Below are 18,676 nucleotides of genomic sequence, written 5' to 3' on the forward strand. Positions count from 1 at the left end.
GCCTCAGGCAAGTGACTCTTTCCATGAAATCATGAAGGAGTGACAAAGATGAGAGATCGTTACGGCAAGCTAACGGTTGTTAGCCAAACACAGGTTGCAAAAGATAGTTATGAACTTGTACTTGAAGGACCAACAGTTGGGCAGATGAAGGAACCAGGTCAATTTCTTCATGTACGAGTTGACGAAACAGAAGACTTGCTTTTACGTCGGCCAATCAGCATTGCAAATGTCGATCTCAGTAAAAAACGAGTGACTATGATCTATCGTGCTAGTGGTGCAGGAACAAAACGGCTAGCAACCTATGAAACAGGCAAATCATTAAATGTAATGGGACCACTTGGACAAGGGTTTCCTGTGAATGAAGCGAAAACAGGCGATGTTGCGCTATTAGTTGGTGGTGGTATTGGTGTGCCACCTTTGTATTATCTGGCTAAACAACTTGTCGCAAAAGGCGTAACGGTTAAAACCGTCCTCGGTTTTGCCTCTAAACAAGACGTTTTCTATGAAGATGCTTTTCGAGAACTTGGTGACGTCTACGTAACGACAGTAGACGGCTCTTATGGAATGAAGGGTTTCGTAACGAACGCAATTGATGACAAACAGCTAGTGTCTGATATTCTCTATTCTTGTGGACCAACACCAATGTTAAAGGTGCTAACAGAGCGATATCGAGGGAAGCGAGCATTTATTTCACTCGAAGAACGAATGGGTTGTGGAATTGGCGCTTGTTTTGCATGTGTGTGTGCAGTTGAAAAGGGTGAAGCATACGAATACAGAAAAATTTGTACCGATGGACCTGTTTTTCCAGTAGGGGAGGTTGTGCTGTAAATGGATCGTTTACGAGTAGATTTACCAGGGCTAAAAATGAAAAACCCGGTTATGCCTGCGTCTGGTTGCTTTGGATTTGGTAAAGAATATGCGCAATTTTTTAATTTAAATGAGTTAGGAGCCATTGCCATTAAAGCAACAACGCCAGAGCCACGGTTTGGAAACCCTACTCCTCGAGTAGCGGAAACAAAAGCTGGAATGCTAAATGCCATCGGACTACAAAATCCTGGTTTAGCTGGCGTAATTGAAAAGGAATTACCACGTTTTAACGACTATGATGTGCCGATTCTTGCTAATATTGCCGGGTCTACAATGTCCGATTATATTGAAGTAGCAGCACAGCTTTCCGCAGAAACGAATGTCCATGCCCTTGAGCTGAATATTTCGTGCCCAAATGTAAAGCAGGGTGGCATCGCTTTTGGTACTATACCTGAAACAGCAGCCGAATTAACAAGAGAAGTAAAAGCTGTCTCTCAAGTGCCTGTTTATGTAAAATTGTCTCCGAACGTGAGTGATATTGTTGCTATGGCAAAAGCAGTTGAGCACGCAGGTGCAGATGGTCTATCAATGATTAATACCCTTTTAGGTATGCGAATTGACGTTAAAACGCGACAGCCGATTCTAGCTAATACGTATGGTGGCTTGTCTGGACCAGCCATTAAACCAGTAGCCCTCCGTATGATTCATCAAGTCAGTCAGCAAGTAGACATTCCGATTATTGGGATGGGCGGGATTCAATCGGCTCAAGATGTAATTGAGTTTTTACTAGCGGGTGCAAGCTGTGTAGCAGTAGGAACAGCAAATTTCGTCGATCCATATACATGCCCGACAATCATTGACGAACTGCCAAAATGGTTAGATGAGTTGGAAATGAATACAGTGACAGATATTATAGGAGGGAGCTGGAAACATTGCAAAACCCACTCTTCATTGCACTAGACTTTAATCATAGAGGAAAACGACGCCAATTTTTAGAGCATTTTCAAGATGAGCAAATCGACGTAAAAGTTGGGATGGAACTTTTTTATCGAGAAGGGGTAAAAGTGATTGAGGAATTAAAAGACGCTGGCCATGAGATCTTTCTTGATTTAAAGCTTCATGATATTCCTAATACTGTAAACCGAACGATGCGTGTGTTAGCTGAAATGGAAATCTCAATGGTGAACGTGCATGCTGCCGGAGGTCAAGTGATGATGGAAGCCGCCATTGAAGGATTAGAGGCGGGTACAAGACCAGGAAAAGAACGACCGAAACTGATTGCAGTGACACAGCTAACAAGCACGAATGAAGAAATGCTCAAGCAACAGCTGCACATTGAGGGCTCACTAGAAAGCGTTGTGTGTTCGTACGCCCAGCTTGCCAAAGAGGCTGGTTTAGATGGGGTTGTTTGTTCCGCTAAAGAAGTTCCTTTGATCCAGAAAGGCTGTGGGGCTGACTTTCTAACTGTCACACCAGGTATTCGTCGACATACGGATCATCATGGTGATCAAATTCGAGTTGTCACACCGGCAGAAGCAAGAGCACTTGGAAGTTGGGGGATTGTTGTCGGGAGAAGTTTAACAACAGTGAATGATCCGTTACATGTATACAAAGAAATGAATGCAGACTGGAAGGGAGTGGCTCTACGATGAGTCAAAAAATTGCCAATCACTTACTAGATATCAAGGCGGTAACATTATCGCCAAATGAACCCTTTACTTGGAGCTCAGGAATAAAATCACCGATTTATTGCGACAATCGTTTGACACTTTCCTATCCTAATGTGCGTAAAGACATTGCTAAAGGGTTAGCGCAATTAATAATGAAATATGCTCCTGATGCTGAAGTCATTGCAGGAACCGCTACAGCAGGCATTCCACACGCTGCTTGGGTAGCAGACGAACTCAATTTACCAATGATTTACGTAAGAGGAAGTGCAAAAGGGCATGGAAAGAAAAATAAAATTGAAGGACATTTAGCTGCCGCTAGCAAAGTAATTATTATTGAAGACTTAATTTCTACAGGTGGAAGCTCAATTGCTGCTGCTGAAGCAGTGCGTGAAAGTGGAGGAGACGTTTGCTTTGTTGCAGCAATCTTTTCGTACCAATTGCAAGCAGCAGAAGTACAGTTTCAAGAAGCGAACCTGCCTTACCATGTGTTAAGTGAGTACGAAACGCTGATTGAACAAGCAAAACAAAGAGGATTCATATCGGAACAAGAGCAACGTAAGCTTGAGTTGTGGCGGGACAATCCTCAAAACGAAGAGTGGCTAGTGGTACAATGATAAAGTAAAGGCGGTGTAGCCTGGTGAGAAAAATGGAAGGAAGCGAATTTGATCCATTGGTTCAGTTTTTTGATGAAATGGTTTCTACAAAATGGCTTTCAACGATTCACCAACAGCTAAAAGCGTTCTCAGGCACGTGGCAAGACAAGACGGTTTTAGACGTAGGATGCGGAACGGGTCGACTGCTGCTTAGAGGCGCTCATGAAGCGAAATTGTTAACCGGCATAGATATTTCCAGGGAAATGGTTAAGAAAGCAAATGAATTGTTTAAAGAAGCTAACATGGAGAATAAGGCAAAAGCAGTTGAAGGTGATGCCATGAATTTACCTTTAAATGGCACTACTTATGATCTTGTATTTTCAACGTGTGCGCTATTTTTACTACCTTCTATTGAGACAGGGCTCCATGAGCTAAGAAAAGCAACGACTCCTGGTGGCAATCTTTTTTTATTAAATCCTGCTCCTCATATGTCAATAGCAGCGGCAAATACATATGCAAGCACTCATCAATTTTCGGAAAAGGAAACCGCCTTTCTTATAAAATGGGCAACGGTATCGGAGCGACGTCATCGCAAAAGTGAACACCAGTTAACACAATTGTTAAAAGAAGCTGGTTATTTCACCATTGATCATGAACCGGTGCTTGACGGGCTCGGCCTATTGACAAAAGCTTATTAAAAACGAATAAAAAGAGCGCAAACGACGAGTAATCAGAAGTCGTTTGCGCTCTTATGTTTTTTTGTGCATGATGTTGTTATGCCTCAGATGAGTTTTTATTACAGCTTCAATTGTTTCACAATGTCTTCATCTGGTGTGACGAAAAGGGTTGTTTGGTTATCGTATGTGACATAACCAGGTTTAGCGCCACTTGGTTTTTTTACGTAGCGAATTTTCGTATAATCAACTGGGACGGAGCTTGAATCCCGTGCTTTAGAGAAAAAAGCAGCGATAAGAGCGGCTTCTTTTAGCGTTATCTCGTCAGGATTCATATCTCGAACAACAACATGTGAGCCTGGAATCTCTTTTGTATGCAGCCAAATCTCGTTTTGGCGAGCCAGTCGATTCGTAAGATAGTCATTTTGACGGTTATTTTTGCCAACAAGAAATTCAATTCCTGTTGAAGATTGATACCGTTCAAGAGTTGGGTTAGCTGCTTGCTTTTTTTTCTTTTTCCCTTGTTGCTGACGCTTTTTAACATAGCCCTCTTCCATTAATTCCTCACGAATTTCCTCAACATCTCGTGGAGAAGCAGAGTCCATTTGTTGAATAAGGGATTCTAAATACGCTAATTCTTGTTCTGTTTTTGTTAGCTGATCAACAACTTCTAATCGAGCGGTTTTGGCTTTCTGGTATTTTTTAAAATACCATTGAGCATTTTCAGAAGGGGTTTTCTGTGGGTCAAGCTCAATGATAATCGTTCCGCCTGCCTCATCGTAATAATCAACAACTTCGATTTCAGTCATTCCACGCTTAATCGCAAAAATATTCGCTGTAAGCAGTTCACCCATTTTTTGAAACTGAGTCGCTTCTTCTGCTTGGGTTAATGTTTGCTCAAGTTTTTTTTGTTTACGAATATTTTTTTGGTATTCATTTTTCAACAGTCGCTCTAAATCATGAGCCTGCTGTTTCACCCGATCTCGCTCAGCTTTGCCGTAGTAATACGCATCCAGTAGCTCGCTAGCAGTCGGAAACACTCGTTCTTCTCCTTCTGCATGATGAAGAGAAAGGTAAGAAAAAGTCTCTTTTGCACCTTTTCGCAAGGTGAATGTGTACTGATGATTTTGAATCTGTTCCATAATCGTAACAAACGAATGTGGTACCGTTTGTTTGTTTGCAAAGCCTGACCGATGGACAATTTCTTTAGCGAGTAATGGAGAGACACCTGCAAATGCTGATACCAGTTGTTTGTCCATTTTACCAGCATTAAAGTCAAGGTGTTTTACAACATCAGATGCATCCGCTTGAAATGGATTTACTTTATCTTGGGCGGGAGGGGCTTTATAGACTTGTCCAGGTCCCACCGTTCGATAGCTACTCTGGTCAAAACGAACGTGTTTTATACTATCTAAAATCGTTTCTGAGTGGGGGTTGGTAAGAATGATATTGCTATGACGTCCCATAATTTCAAAGATCAATATGCGTTCTGTTTGGTCGCCAAGTTCATCTTTATTTGCGATAGCCATTCGGATGACGCGATCAAAGCCGTCTTGACTAATCGAACGAATAAAGCCACCTTCAAGATGCTTACGTAGTAGCATACAAAACATTGGTGGTTCACTTGGGTTGTCATATTTTTCAGTTGTTACATGAAGACGTGCGAATTGAGCATTGGCAGAAGCGAGCAATGAGTGATTCTTTCCTTTTGCTCGTATCGTCATGATTAATTCTGTTTTAAATGGTTGGTGAATTTTTGATATTCGCCCACCTATTAAGTGTTGAAGTTCATATGTGATAGCTCTTGTCATCATGCCATCATAAGACATGTGATCACCTCTTTACTTTCTACAACTCGTTTCCTTGATAAAGTATAGCATGTTTTTCGGACTTGCTGAATAAGATGGCTTGTAAGTATAGCATGTACAGTTTATGAGGACAAAGGATGGATGTAGATGTGTGAGGTGTATTCATGAAATGGTATAACATGAAGCATGAAGAAGTGGAGCATAAAACCAATGCAAGCTTGTCAGAAGGGCTAACGGATAAGAATGTGAAGAAGCGAATCAGTACGTATGGATTGAACAAGCTTAAAGAAGCCGAAAAGGCGTCTGCTTTGGCAACCTTTTTGGCGCAATTTAAAGACTTTATGGTTCTCGTATTACTCGCCGCAACGTTAATATCTGGATTAATAGGCGAAATGCTTGATGCTGTGACAATTATGGGTATTGTCTTCCTGAATGCAATTCTAGGTTTTGTGCAAGAACGAAAAGCAGAAAAGTCACTAGATGCTTTAAAAGAACTGTCGGCACCGCAAATGACTGTTTTGCGAAATCGTGAATGGGTGAAAGTGCTATCCAGCGAAATTGTACCTGGAGATTATGTGAAAGTTAGTGCTGGAGATCGTGTTGGAGCTGATCTTCGGTTAATATCTGTATCCGGTTTACGAATTGATGAAGCTTCTCTAACCGGTGAGTCTGTTCCAACTCATAAGCATGAGCATGCTATCGAATATACAGACGTCTCACTAGGAGATCAAGAAAATATGGCTTTCATGGGGACAATGGTTACCCAAGGTAGTGGAACAGGCATTGTAGTTGCTACAGGAATGAAAACAGAGATGGGAAAAATTGCTCACCTTCTTCAAGGTACAACGAATGTTGTTACACCATTGCAGCGACGCTTAGAGCAACTTGGAAAGACGTTAATCGCTGTTGCGCTATTGCTAACAGCTCTTGTTGTTGGCATTGGTGTTATACAAGGTCACGATGTGCAAACGATGTTTATTTCAGGGGTGTCGTTGGCTGTCGCAGCTATTCCGGAAGGATTACCTGCTATTGTGACGGTTGCATTAGCTCTAGGAGTGCAGCGAATGATCAAGCGACGAGGTATCGTTCGAAAGCTTCCTGCTGTTGAGACACTAGGGTGCGCTTCTGTTATTTGTTCAGATAAAACTGGTACACTTACACAAAATAAAATGACAGTAAAAGAGCTTTGGACAGCTAGTGAACACGTCACTGTTACCGGAAATGGTTTTGAAACAGAAGGGCAGTTTAAAGACAAAGAATTGATCGTAGTACCCAATAAAAAACCGACCGTAAGTCGTCTATTAAGCTATGGAGTGCTTTGTAATAATGCAACGCTTGTAGAAAAGGAAGTGCGTGAAAAACGCAAAAAGAAGACAACACTTGTGTTAGATGGGGATCCAACTGAGGGTGCACTCCTTTTATCTGCTTTAAAAGCAGGTTATTCACAAGAAGGTTTGCAAGGGCAATTTAATCGAATTCAAGAGTTTCCCTTTGATTCGGGAAGAAAGATGATGACAGTTGTTGTAAAGGATAAGCAGGGGCAATCGTATGTTATTACAAAAGGGGCACCAGACGTTGTTCTTGCTCATTGCGAACGTATTCAGAAAGGGACGTTAGATGACATCTTAACAGGGACAGAGCGAAAGCAAGTGAATGCTATCGTTGATAGTATGGCAAGTAAAGCGCTACGAACGATTGCCATTGCGTATCGTCCTTTAAAGGTAGGCGAAACGTGCAAAACAACGACAGAAGCAGAGTCGAATCTAACCCTTATTGGTATTCAAGGTATGATCGATCCTCCACGAGAAGAAGCAAAGCAAGCCATCCAAGAGTGTCGTGAAGCCGGGATTAAAACGATTATGATTACTGGAGATCATAAGATAACAGCAGCAGCGATAGCAAAAGAACTAACCATCTTGCCAGAAGGGGGTCTTGTCATCGATGGGAAGACCCTTGATACACTTTCTGTCGAAGAACTTGAAAATAGGGTAGAAGATATTTACGTTTATGCTAGAGTATCGCCAGAACATAAATTAAAGATCGTTCAAGCTCTCCAAAAACGTGATCATATTGTAGCAATGACAGGGGACGGCGTAAACGATGCACCGGCTATAAAAGCCGCCAATATCGGAATTGCGATGGGAATCACCGGTACAGATGTTGCAAAAGAAGCGTCTGAATTAGTGTTAGCCGATGATAATTTCTTAACAATTAAAGAAGCGATTAAGGAAGGGCGTAATATTTACGAAAATATTCGTAAGTTTATTCGCTACATGTTAGCATCTAATGTCGGCGAAATTTTAGTGATGTTATTTGCCATGATATTAGGCATGCCACTGCCACTAGTAGCGATACAAATACTATGGATCAATCTCGTAACAGATGGTTTGCCAGCGATTGCATTAGGTATGGATCAGGCTGAAGGAGATGTTATGAAACGGAAGCCTCGAAAACAAAATGAAAGTGTCTTTGCACGTGGGCTTGGTTGGAAAATTATTAGCCGGGGCATTATGATTGGTGTTGTAACAATCGCGGCTTTTGCACTTACGTACAACAATAATCCTGAACAACTTATTTTAGCGCAAACTGTTGCCTTTTTAACACTCGTGATGGCGCAATTAATACATGTGTTTGATTGCCGCAGCGAATACTCCATCTATCACAGAAATTTATTTGAAAACAAATACTTAGTAGGAGCTGTATTCATCTCAGTTCTTCTCATGATTGCGGTTATTTATGTACCTCAGCTTCAACCCATTTTCCATACTGTCCCTCTAGGTTTACAAGAGTGGTTACTCGTTATGGGTATGGCCGCTATACCAACCGTTGTTCTCGGTGGGTTTCAATTGTTTAAAAAGCAAGACGTACGTACAGCTCAATAATGATAGCGAAGGTTGCTCCAAGAGGTTTTCGTATAACTCTTTTGGCAGGCAGCCTTTTTCGTGATCTTTACGGCACATGCGAAATAAGGTAAAATTAGTACTTACATGAATCTTGTACGAGTTTCTCGGATATTTACCCGTATAACAATAGAGAGATTTGGTATAATGAGTGATAGAATAGCAGCTCGTTTACTTTTATGGAGGATTGAAGAATGACCATTAAATTAATCAACATTGGCTTCGGCAATATTGTCTCCGCAAATCGAATTATTTCGATTGTCAGTCCAGAATCGGCACCAATCAAGCGCATTATGCAGGAAGCTCGAGAACGGAATATGTTAATTGATGCGACATACGGAAGAAGAACTCGGGCTGTCATTGTGACAGATTCTGACCATGTAATCTTAAGTGCGGTTCAACCAGAAACGGTTGCTCAACGATTACATACGAAAGACGAAGAAGCTGACGAGGCTTAAAAGCGGGAGGTAAACCATTTTGATGAAGCGAGAAAAGGGGCTATTAATCGTTCTATCAGGTCCAGCTGGTGTTGGCAAAGGGACGGTTTGTGGCGCTCTTCGGAATCAAGATACAGCGATTGAATACTCTGTTTCTGCGACAACGAGAAAGCCAAGAGCTGGAGAGGAACATGGAGTCAACTATTTCTTTAAATCAAGAGAAGAGTTTAAAGAAATGATTCAAAATGACGCGTTGCTTGAATGGGCAGAATATGTAGGTAATTTTTATGGAACGCCCATCGATTATGTGAGAGAAACGATTGATGCAGGTAGAGACATTATTTTAGAGATCGAAGTTCAAGGAGCACAAAAGGTTCGCAAAGCATTCCCTGAAGGTGTCTTTATTTTCTTAGCTCCTCCAAGCTTAAAGGAACTACGGGATCGCATCGTTGGTCGAGGTACAGAAACAGAAGATATTATTAATGAACGGATGCATGTGGCGAAAGAGGAAATTGATTTAATGCGCATGTATGACTACGTTGTCGAAAATGATGAAGTGGAGCTTGCTGTCGAGCGTATTAAAGCAATTGTTACAGCTGAACACTGTCGTCGTGAGCGATTAAAATACCAAGAATTAGTTGAGGTGAAGAAATAATGCTTTATCCATCCATTGATAGCTTATTAGAAAAACTCGATTCAAAATACTCACTTGTGACCGTCTCTTCAAGACGTGCTCGAGAAATGAAAGAAGTAGCTAGTCGAGTACCTCTAGCAACTCAACCGAAATCGTATAAATTCGTTGGATTAGCTTTAGAGGAAATTGTGCAAGATCGTTTAACCCATCGCGTTCCGTCACAAGACGAAATGGACAATAAAGAGTAAATACTAAATAGCAAGCTGTCTTCGTAGACTAAAAAGCACTTCTTTTGTAAAGTAAGTGATTAGTAGAGGAGACAGCTTTTTTTATGCGAGGTGACCAAAGTGTTTAAAAATAAAACGATCGTTATTGGAGTAAGTGGAGGAATTGCTGCTTTTAAAAGCGCGGCATTAGTTAGCAAACTCACACAAGCTGGGGCAAATGTTTATGTCGTGATGACTGACTCTGCAAAGCAATTTATTGCCCCTACGACATTTCAAGCACTGTCTAGAAACGAAGTCTATACAGATACATTTTATGAGCCTGATTCAACAAAAATTGCACATATCGATCTTGCAGATCAAGCCGACCTTGTCCTTGTTGCGCCTGCTAGCGCAAACACAGTGGCAAAGGTAGCAAATGGACTTGCCGATAATATGTTAACGACGATGTTATTAGCAACGAAAGCACCTGTTGTGTTTGCCCCGGCTATGAACGTTAATATGTATGACCATCCAGCCACACAACGAAATTTACAGCAATTAAAAGCGTACGGCTTTCAAGTGATTGAACCCAATGCTGGCTATTTAGCCTGTGGATGGGTCGGCAAAGGTCGAATGGCAGAGCCAGAAGACTTATTGGAACTCGTTCAACTGATGTGCTTAGATCAAACTGTATTTACCGGAAAGCGGGTGTTGATTACAGCAGGGCCAACTCGGGAAAAAATCGATCCTGTTCGGTATTTGTCGAACTATTCTTCTGGCAAGACAGGCTATGCCCTTGCTACAGAAGCGAGAAACCGTGGGGCTCATGTAACGCTTGTAACGGGTCCAACAGGCTTAAAGCCTCCTAGCGGTGTAGATGTTGTGCCGATACAATCAGCTGAAGACCTCTATGAAGAAGTGACAAAGCGATTTAATGACGTTGATATTGTTGTGAAGTCTGCTGCAGTAGCAGATTATGCTCCTGAAATTGTCGAAAATCAAAAGCGTAAGAAACAAACAGATCAATGGTCTTTACCGCTAAAGAAAACCCGTGACACGTTAAAGCGTTTAGGTGAGTTAAAGCAAAGCCAAGTGCTTGTTGGATTTGCAGCTGAATCGCAAGACGTTGAATTCTACGCAAAAGACAAGCTTGAACGAAAAAACCTAGACCTCATTGTTGCGAATAATATTACAACGGAAGGCGCAGGGTTTGATCATGATACAAATATCGTGACTGTTTATGCAAAAGATCACTATGAGAAACGTTACCCACTTGCATCAAAGAAAGATGTGGCTCTTCATATTTTTGATGAAATTGAAGCCTATATGAAAAGAAGCGATGTCTTGTGATTGCGCGTATTATTGTAGACGTACCTACCGCACAAACAGATCGACTCTTTGATTATAAAGTTCCAAACGAATGGGATATGCTTGTTCAGCCAGGTATTCGGGTTGTCGTACCTTTTGGACCGCGTAAAATCCAAGGCTTTGTTATGGAGCGAACTGATACAAGTGACGTGAAAAATATGAAAGCCATCATTGAAGTACTGGATCCTGTGCCGGTGCTGAGTGATGAATTGCTAGCCCTTGGCAAGTGGTTAGCAAAGGCAACGATTTGTTTTCAAGTTACTGCTTTTCAAGCGATGCTACCAGCGGCATTAAAGACAAAAGTCTCTAAAAAAATTCAAGTAAGGGTTGAAAAAACGGAGCTGCCAGAACAGGTACGTATCTTATTTGGTAATGGGAATCAATTGGATTGGGATGCGTTAAAAAAAGGGGAACCAAGTCATCTTCTTACAATGAAAAAGGCTATAGAAGCGGGTCTTGTTGAAATTGAATATGCAACAAAAGCGCATACGAAAATGAAAACAGAACGAGTTGTTACGGTTAGTGATGTATCTGACGCAGAGCTTGAATCCGTTCAGCGAAAAGCGAAGAAGCAGTTTGAATTGATTCAATACTTGAAGAAAAAAAAGCAGCCTTTCCCATCACAGCAAGCGATGAGCGAAACGAAAACGAGTCGTGCGACGCTAAACGCATTACTTGACAAAGGGTTGGTTCGTGAGTGGGCACAAGAAGTGTACCGGGATCCGACAAGCAATGAGACGTTTAACAAATCAGAGCCGCTTTTATTAACGCCACAGCAACAAGAAGCACTTCACATGATTTCACGTCCCATTGAGGAAGACCGATATGAAACGATTCTACTGCACGGTGTCACAGGAAGTGGAAAAACGGAAATCTATTTACAAGCAATTGCTAAAGTACTGGAAAAAGGGCAAGAAGCTATTATGCTTGTTCCTGAAATTTCGCTTACTCCACAAATGGTGAATCGTTTTAAAGCTCGTTTCGGCAATTTAGTAGCCATTATGCATTCTGGTTTGTCCAATGGGGAGAAATATGACGAGTGGCGGAAAATTCATAGAAAAGAAGTCAGTGTTGTTGTAGGAGCTCGTTCCGCTGTATTTGCACCATTTACAAACCTCGGTTTACTTATTGTTGATGAAGAGCATGAATCAAGTTATAAGCAAGAAGAAGCACCACGTTACCATACAAGAGATGTTGCGAAATACCGTGGAGAGATCCATCGAGCGCCAGTCATATTAGGAAGTGCGACCCCATCAATTGAATCGTTCGCTCGTGCAAAGAAAGGCAACTATACGTTGGTTTCGTTGCAAGAACGAGTAAATGCACGGCCGATGCCTGAAGTAGAAATTGTGGATATGCGTGAGGAGCTTCGCAATGGTAATCGTTCAATGTTCTCTAGAGCGTTGCTTCAAGGCATCCGAGACCGGTTGGATCGAAAAGAACAATCGGTGCTATTTTTAAATCGACGTGGTTATTCAACATTTGTTATGTGTAGAGATTGTGGCTATGTGGCATCATGTGATTATTGTGATATCTCATACACCTACCATCGAAAAGGGCATTCGTTAAAATGTCATTATTGCGGCGATGAAAAACCAATGCCAACAACATGCTCGGAGTGTGGAAGTGAACACATTCGATTCTTCGGCTCAGGTACACAAAAAGTCGAAGAAGAGCTGTATAAACATTTCCCAGAGGCGACCGTTATTCGAATGGATGTCGACACAACAAGAAAGAAAGGCTCTCATAAGGCATTACTCGATGCATTTGGACAAGGCAAAGGCGATATTTTACTTGGTACACAAATGATTGCAAAAGGGCTTGATTTTCCAAACATCACGTTAGTCGGTGTCCTTGCTGCAGATTCAATGCTCCATATTCCAGATTTTCGAAGTGCAGAGCGGACATTTCAAGTGTTAGAACAAGTTGCAGGACGAGCAGGACGGGCAGAATTAACAGGAGAAGTGATTGTTCAATCATACACCCCAGAGCATTACAGCATTCAACTTGTAAAGCAACACGACTACGAGCAATTTTTCGCAAGTGAAATGAGAATACGTAAGCAAGGTGGCTATCCCCCTTATTATTATATGGCTCTTCTTACGATCTCTGATCAAGATTTAGCCATAGTAATAAAAACATCCGGGAAAATAGCGGAATACTTAAAACGTAGCCTAAGCAAGGATACGGTCGTTCTTGGCCCTGTTGTCTCGCCAATTGCCCGTATCAAAGATAGATATCGCTATCAATGCGTGATAAAATATAAACATGAGCCGAAATTATATGAGACATTAGAAACCGTATTAAACCATTATCAACGGGATACGACAACGAAACGGTTATCAATTAGTATGGATGTCCATCCGTACTTTTTTATGTAAGGACAGGAGTGACGAATGTGAACATTATTTTTATGGGGACCCCGGATTTTTCAGTCCCGATTTTAAAAACATTACTTGACCATTATACGGTTATAGCAGTTATTACACAGCCTGACCGTCCAGTTGGACGAAAGCGTGTGCTTACACCAAGCCCTGTAAAAGTAGAGGCGGAAAAGCACGGCATTCAGGTATTACAACCAGAAAAAATTCGTGACGACTATGCAGACATTGTAGCCTTAAAACCAGATCTCATTGTTACAGCCGCCTATGGTCAAATTGTACCGAGAGCCCTACTTGATGCACCTGAGCTTGGCTGTATTAATGTTCATGCATCGTTACTTCCAAAATACCGCGGTGGAGCGCCTATACACCAAGCGATAATAGATGGAGAAAAGGAAACGGGCATCTCAATTATGTATATGGAAGAAAAACTAGACGCTGGTGATGTTATTTCCAAAAAAGCCATTCCCATTCATGACCAAGATGATGTAGGCACGATGCATGCAAAACTTAGTCAGTTAGGGGCTGAGTTGCTCATCCCGACAATAGAAGACTTACGTGAAAAACGAGCAAATCCTGTTCCACAAGTGCATGAAGAAGCAACCTTTGCGCCAAACATTCGTCGTGAACAAGAAGAGTTACAGTGGGACAAAACCGCACAGCAGCTAGCTAATCAAGTTCGAGGCATGCGGCCTTGGCCAGGTGCATTTACGTGGATGGATGGAAAACGTTTAAAAGTGTGGGCAGCTATGGCAACGGATGAACGAACATCAGAACAACCAGGGGTCATTATTCGCGCATCAAAAGAAGGCATCTATGTGGCAAGTGGAGAAGGAACGATTCTTTGTTTACAAAACGTTCAGCTTGCAGGAAAAAAAGCAGTTGATGCCAGCTTACTTGCGCATCAATTTACTATTTCAAATCATTTAGGAGTACAGCATGACGAAGGATAAAGCAACCGTACGTGAAGTCGCAATGGATGCGCTAGTTAAGATCGAGAAGAACCAAGCTTATAGCCATTTACTCGTTAATCATACGTTAAAAGAAGCAGGACTAAGCCATCAAGATACAGGTTTATTAACAGAACTTGTTTATGGAACGGTTGCAAGACGGTTAACACTCGATTATTACTTAGCGCCATTTTTAACGAAAAGCAAGAAGAAGCGAGAGTTGTGGGTTGATGTGTTACTGCGTCTTTCTGTTTACCAAATGGTTTATTTAGACCGTATTCCAGACCGGGCCATCGTTCATGAAGCAGTGACCATTGCCAATAAACGAGGACATAAAGGAATAAGTGGACTTGTAAATGGTGTATTGCGCTCCATTCAACGCGAAGGCCTTCCAACGTTTAGTGCCATAAAAGATGAAGTGGCTCGCTTAGCCATTGAAACAAGCCATCCTGAATGGCTATTAAAAAAGTGGATAGAACAGTATAGCTATGATGAGGCAAGAGCAATGGCGTTCATAAACAACGAGCCACCTGAAACGAGTCTGCGAGTAAATCGAATGAAAGCGACAGTGGAACAAGTCATTCGTAAGTTAGATGAGGAAGGGGTGGAAGTCGTTCCTTCAGTGCTCCTGCCTGATCTTGCTGTTATCGTAAAAAAAGGCAATCCATTCTCAACAGCCGCTTATCAGAACGGCTATTTTACAGCTCAAGATGAAGCTTCTATGCTTGTTGGCCTACTTGTGGGTGCTGAAGAAGATATGGATGTACTAGACACATGTGCTGCTCCTGGAGGGAAAACGACCCACCTAGCAGAAACGTTAAATGGAACAGGAAGTGTGACGTCTTTTGATTTACATAAGCAAAAGATTAAACTCATTCATGAACAGGTGACGCGTTTACAGTTACCGAATGTAACGGCAGATACACAAGATGCCAAAAAGTTAACAGATCGAATAGACCATTCTTATAACCGGGTTCTTGTTGATGCACCTTGTACCGGATTAGGTGTTATTCGCCGTAAACCAGACATTCGATGGTCAAAAACTGAAGAAGATATTAATCGCATTACACATACACAACAGCTTATTTTAGCAAACGCCAGCCAATTTGTGCAGCCTACTGGTACCCTTGTGTATAGTACGTGCACGGTTGACCGTGAAGAGAATGAACGTGTTGTTGAAGCGTTTCTTTCAAATCATCCTTTTGTTGTTGATGAGGCGGCGTTTGACCGTTTACCGAAGCAAGTAAGAGAGAGGGGTCGTTTTGGTCAATACGGTTTAACCATTCTTCCGCAAGATTTTCAGACAGATGGATTCTTTATGGTTGCTTTAAAGCGCGTGTAATCATTGTACAAGGATAAGCCATTCAAAAATTGAGGTGATGGATTTGGTAGAGAGCACGGCATTTTTAACTGACATTGGAAAAGTTCGCTCGAACAATGAGGATAATGGTGCAGTTTTAACGTCTTCATCGGGAACACTAGCGTTTGTTGCTGATGGTATGGGAGGCCATTCAGCTGGTGACGTGGCGAGTGCTATAGCCCTTCGAATTATGAAGAATAATTGGGATGAATTACCGGTTTCGTTGTCTGCAGTAGAAGCAGAGGCTTTTCTACAAGAAACTTTCGTTGAAATGAACCAAGCAATCTATACCCATGCTAAAGAAAATAAAGATTGTGAAGGGATGGGGACGACGGCTGTTGCTGCTTTTTGTACTGAAGACTATATTGCCATCGCTCATGTTGGCGATAGTCGCTTGTATTTAGTAACAGAAGAAGGATTAAAGCAGCAAACGATGGATCATTCCCTTGTTGCAGAACTTGTGAAAAATGGTCAATTGTCCCATGAGGAAGCAGAAGATCATCCGCGAAAAAACATCGTTTTAAGAGCGCTCGGCACAGAATCTGTTGTGAAAGTTGATACAGAAACCATAGCCGCTGACGCTATTCGTTTGTTAATGATTTGTTCTGATGGCCTTTCTGATAAAGTAAAAGATACTGAACTAGCTACAGAATTAAACCGTGAGGATGAGCTGTCCCAAATTGCTAAGTCTCTAGTAGCACGGGCGAATGACCGTGGAGGCGAAGATAATATTTCTGTTGCGTTAGTACGATTTACAGAGGAGCTTGAGTAGCATGATTGGAGAACGAATTGGCGACCGCTACGTCGTTTTGGACAGCATCGGCGGAGGTGGGATGGCGAATGTCTATTTAGCACTTGATGTTATTTTAGATCGTCATGTCGCAGTAAAAGTACTTCAGCCTCAATTCTCAAAAGACGAACAGTTCATTAAGCGCTTTAGAAGAGAAGCGCAAGCAGCAACAAGTTTGAATAATCCTCATATCGTCAATATTTTCGACGTTGGAGAAGAAGAAGATCTTTATTATATTGTCATGGAGTATGTAAAGGGCCGTACGCTAAAAGAAGTCATTCAAGAAGATGGTCCTTTAGATATTGCCACTGCCCTTGACTATTTCAAACAAATTTTGCATGGCGTAGGACATGCCCACGCTATGCAAATTGTCCATCGTGATATGAAACCGCAAAATATTCTTATTAGCGAAGATGGGGAAGCAAAAGTAACTGACTTTGGGATTGCTCGTGCAATGACATCCACGACAATTACTCATACAAATTCAGTCATGGGGTCCGTTCACTATCTATCTCCCGAACAAGCTCGTGGCGGTCATGTGACGTACCGTTCTGACTTATACTCGTTAGGGATTGTTCTATTTGAAATGGTAACAGGAAGAATTCCGTTTTCTGGAGATACTGCTGTATCTATTGCAATTAAGCATTTGCAAAACGACATTCCATCGGCTAAGGAACTAGTATCGAGTATTCCGCAAAGTGTGGAAGACATTATAAAAAAAGCAACGATGAAAGACCCGTCACAACGGTTTAATTCTGCCGAAGACGTCATCTGGGCTTGTGATATGGCGTTAGATCCAAATCAATCCTTGCAGTTGCATACTCAATCAGAAGAAGCCGATGAAGAAAAGACGAAAGAACTACCGATTGTAGCTGGCTTTTCGAATAATGAAGATCAAGATAAAACGATTGAAATTCCAGTACAAAAACAAGAGAGTGTCCCAATAGAGGCAGTCAACCAAGAAGGTCCAAAAAAGGAAGCAGAACAAACAAAAAAGCCAGCGAAAAAGAAATGGCTGTGGATCAGTATTATTGGCATTGGTGTATTAATAGGGGCGTTTATCCTAGCGCTAACGTTGTGGAGTGAAGTGTTTTTTGTAGAAGAAACAACCATACCTGATGTGGAAGGAATGGAAGAGAACGAAGCAATTGATGAAATCGAAAACCAGCGGTTGATAGCAAACGTTGAGCCGATCTCAACAGATGAATATGAACCCGGACAAGTAGCAAATCAATCTCCACGAGCTGGTCGTACGGTGAAAGAAGGATCGGAAGTTACTCTATATGTCGTAGCATCGAGAGAAGAAGTAACGTTAGATGACTACTCTGGTTATACGTTTACACAAGCGGAGCGTTTGCTTGAGCAGCTTGGTTTTGAAGTGGAAGAGCAGTCTAGAGAAGATAATAGTGCCCAAGAAGGAACCGTCATTTCACAAAGCCCATCAAATGGTTCAAGCGTTGTTCCAGCCGATACGACGGTGGTACTCACTGTTGCTGTTCCAGAAACCATTCAGCTAGATGACCTCGTCAATCAAACCGAAGAAGATGTTCGGGCGTATTTTAATGCAGAGGGCTTAAGAGGTACGTTCGAACGCGAGCATGATGAGGATATACCGGCAGGACGCGTTATTCGACAATCACCTGAACCTTTAACAACAATGGAACAAGGTGATCGTGTTGAAATAGTGTTATCCCGAGGACCTGAACCAAATCAACCAGATGAAACCCCTGAAGTTCCACAACAACCTGAAGGAGAAGTCGAGGACCCGGTAGCCGCTGATCCTGTAGAAGATCCTACAGAAGAAGAGGAGCCAAGCTCGGTCTATCGAGTTACACAAACAGTTGTTGTTTCAGAAGAACATCAATCAGAGGAACGTAGCTTTGCTGTGCGAATCGTCGCAACAGATGCTAATTCCCAAGGTGATGAGCGGGTTGTTATTGAAGAAACCATTACGACGACAACAGATTTTACGATTGATTTACGGGTCAGCCCAAGCTACCCAGGTTCGTATGAAGTCTTTATCGATGATGAGTTTAATCGAGAATCGGATGTGTATGAATATGAAGAATAAAGGCGCGTTTCTCGCGCCTTTTTAAGG

At 42.0% G+C, this 18,676-nt stretch carries 16 protein-coding genes; 15 read left to right on the plus strand and 1 reads right to left on the minus strand.

Annotated features, from left to right (window positions below; genetic code table 11):
• The first annotated feature begins 48 nt into the window (after positions 1–48).
• From BK583_RS08640 to BK583_RS08660, 5 genes are read left to right on the plus strand one after another with little or no spacing between them, the layout of a single operon-like run.
• Complete coding sequence (locus BK583_RS08640) at positions 49–828, plus strand: dihydroorotate dehydrogenase electron transfer subunit (protein WP_055735839.1); 780 nt, start codon at positions 49–51, stop codon at positions 826–828.
• Entirely contained in the window at positions 829–1,767 is a 939-nt protein-coding gene (locus tag BK583_RS08645) for a dihydroorotate dehydrogenase (RefSeq protein ID WP_055735840.1), read from the plus strand.
• Positions 1,740–2,459 (plus strand): orotidine-5'-phosphate decarboxylase, encoded by a 720-nt coding sequence (gene pyrF, locus BK583_RS08650; RefSeq protein WP_038480897.1) that lies wholly within the window; start codon positions 1,740–1,742, stop codon positions 2,457–2,459. The genes BK583_RS08645 and pyrF overlap by 28 nt, the downstream gene beginning before the upstream one ends.
• Positions 2,456–3,091, plus strand: a complete 636-nt coding sequence (pyrE, locus tag BK583_RS08655) for an orotate phosphoribosyltransferase (protein ID WP_055735841.1) — start codon at positions 2,456–2,458, stop codon at positions 3,089–3,091. Before pyrF ends, pyrE begins: the two co-directional genes overlap by 4 nt.
• A gap of 32 nt (positions 3,092–3,123) precedes the next feature.
• A complete protein-coding gene (locus BK583_RS08660) occupies positions 3,124–3,768 on the plus strand; it encodes a class I SAM-dependent methyltransferase (RefSeq protein WP_078440094.1) in 645 nt (214 codons plus the stop codon).
• Between the two features lie 98 nt (positions 3,769–3,866).
• Here BK583_RS08660 and BK583_RS08665 read toward each other — a convergent pair whose 3' ends face one another.
• Positions 3,867–5,573, minus strand: coding sequence for an Rqc2 family fibronectin-binding protein (locus BK583_RS08665; RefSeq protein WP_055735842.1), 1,707 nt, complete (start codon positions 5,571–5,573; stop codon positions 3,867–3,869).
• A 143-nt stretch (positions 5,574–5,716) separates the two neighbouring features.
• Here BK583_RS08665 and BK583_RS08670 point away from each other — a divergent pair, with 143 nt between their 5' ends.
• The 10 genes from BK583_RS08670 to pknB all read left to right on the plus strand — a co-directional run bounded on the left by BK583_RS08670 (position 5,717) and on the right by pknB (position 18,649).
• A complete protein-coding gene (locus BK583_RS08670) occupies positions 5,717–8,434 on the plus strand; it encodes a cation-translocating P-type ATPase (protein ID WP_055735843.1) in 2,718 nt (905 codons plus the stop codon).
• Between the two features lie 212 nt (positions 8,435–8,646).
• On the plus strand, positions 8,647–8,910 hold the full coding sequence (gene remA / locus BK583_RS08675) for an extracellular matrix/biofilm regulator RemA (protein WP_035395155.1): 264 nt from the start codon (positions 8,647–8,649) through the stop codon (positions 8,908–8,910).
• A gap of 22 nt (positions 8,911–8,932) precedes the next feature.
• A complete protein-coding gene (gmk, locus tag BK583_RS08680; RefSeq protein WP_055735871.1) occupies positions 8,933–9,544 on the plus strand; it encodes a guanylate kinase in 612 nt (203 codons plus the stop codon).
• Complete coding sequence (gene rpoZ / locus BK583_RS08685) at positions 9,544–9,771, plus strand: DNA-directed RNA polymerase subunit omega (protein ID WP_038480880.1); 228 nt, start codon at positions 9,544–9,546, stop codon at positions 9,769–9,771. Before gmk ends, rpoZ begins: the two co-directional genes overlap by 1 nt.
• Before the next feature lie 99 nt (positions 9,772–9,870).
• Positions 9,871–11,079, plus strand: a complete 1,209-nt coding sequence (coaBC, locus tag BK583_RS08690; protein ID WP_055735844.1) for a bifunctional phosphopantothenoylcysteine decarboxylase/phosphopantothenate--cysteine ligase CoaBC — start codon at positions 9,871–9,873, stop codon at positions 11,077–11,079.
• A complete protein-coding gene (gene priA, locus BK583_RS08695) occupies positions 11,076–13,478 on the plus strand; it encodes a primosomal protein N' (RefSeq protein WP_055735845.1) in 2,403 nt (800 codons plus the stop codon). Before coaBC ends, priA begins: the two co-directional genes overlap by 4 nt.
• Before the next feature lie 32 nt (positions 13,479–13,510).
• Complete coding sequence (gene fmt, locus BK583_RS08700; RefSeq protein WP_038485779.1) at positions 13,511–14,431, plus strand: methionyl-tRNA formyltransferase; 921 nt, start codon at positions 13,511–13,513, stop codon at positions 14,429–14,431.
• The gene (gene rsmB / locus BK583_RS08705; protein WP_055735846.1) at positions 14,418–15,770 is read left to right on the plus strand and encodes a 16S rRNA (cytosine(967)-C(5))-methyltransferase RsmB; all 1,353 of its coding nucleotides are present in this window, start codon (positions 14,418–14,420) and stop codon (positions 15,768–15,770) included. Before fmt ends, rsmB begins: the two co-directional genes overlap by 14 nt.
• Before the next feature lie 43 nt (positions 15,771–15,813).
• Positions 15,814–16,560, plus strand: a complete 747-nt coding sequence (locus tag BK583_RS08710) for a Stp1/IreP family PP2C-type Ser/Thr phosphatase (RefSeq protein ID WP_437182808.1) — start codon at positions 15,814–15,816, stop codon at positions 16,558–16,560.
• A gap of 1 nt (position 16,561) precedes the next feature.
• Positions 16,562–18,649: a Stk1 family PASTA domain-containing Ser/Thr kinase gene (pknB, locus tag BK583_RS08715; RefSeq protein ID WP_055735848.1), complete on the plus strand. Its 2,088-nt coding sequence runs from the start codon at positions 16,562–16,564 to the stop codon at positions 18,647–18,649.
• Positions 18,650–18,676: the final 27 nt, after the last annotated feature.

Origin of the sequence: Shouchella oshimensis (assembly GCF_002019765.1) — a bacterium.
GTDB classification, from domain to species: Bacteria; Bacillota; Bacilli; order Bacillales; family Bacillaceae_D; genus Shouchella; species Shouchella oshimensis.

Coding starts and splice junctions, on each gene's coding strand:
- BK583_RS08640 (WP_055735839.1), top strand. CDS start 49: ATGAGAGATCGTTACGGCAAGCTAACGGTTGTTAGCCAAACACAGGTT.
- BK583_RS08645 (WP_055735840.1), top strand. CDS start 829: ATGGATCGTTTACGAGTAGATTTACCAGGGCTAAAAATGAAAAACCCG.
- pyrE (WP_055735841.1), top strand. CDS start 2,456: ATGAGTCAAAAAATTGCCAATCACTTACTAGATATCAAGGCGGTAACA.
- BK583_RS08660 (WP_078440094.1), top strand. CDS start 3,124: ATGGAAGGAAGCGAATTTGATCCATTGGTTCAGTTTTTTGATGAAATG.
- BK583_RS08665 (WP_055735842.1), bottom strand. CDS start 5,573: ATGTCTTATGATGGCATGATGACAAGAGCTATCACATATGAACTTCAA.
- BK583_RS08670 (WP_055735843.1), top strand. CDS start 5,717: ATGAAATGGTATAACATGAAGCATGAAGAAGTGGAGCATAAAACCAAT.
- remA (WP_035395155.1), top strand. CDS start 8,647: ATGACCATTAAATTAATCAACATTGGCTTCGGCAATATTGTCTCCGCA.
- gmk (WP_055735871.1), top strand. CDS start 8,933: ATGAAGCGAGAAAAGGGGCTATTAATCGTTCTATCAGGTCCAGCTGGT.
- rpoZ (WP_038480880.1), top strand. CDS start 9,544: ATGCTTTATCCATCCATTGATAGCTTATTAGAAAAACTCGATTCAAAA.
- fmt (WP_038485779.1), top strand. CDS start 13,511: ATGGGGACCCCGGATTTTTCAGTCCCGATTTTAAAAACATTACTTGAC.
- rsmB (WP_055735846.1), top strand. CDS start 14,418: ATGACGAAGGATAAAGCAACCGTACGTGAAGTCGCAATGGATGCGCTA.
- pknB (WP_055735848.1), top strand. CDS start 16,562: ATGATTGGAGAACGAATTGGCGACCGCTACGTCGTTTTGGACAGCATC.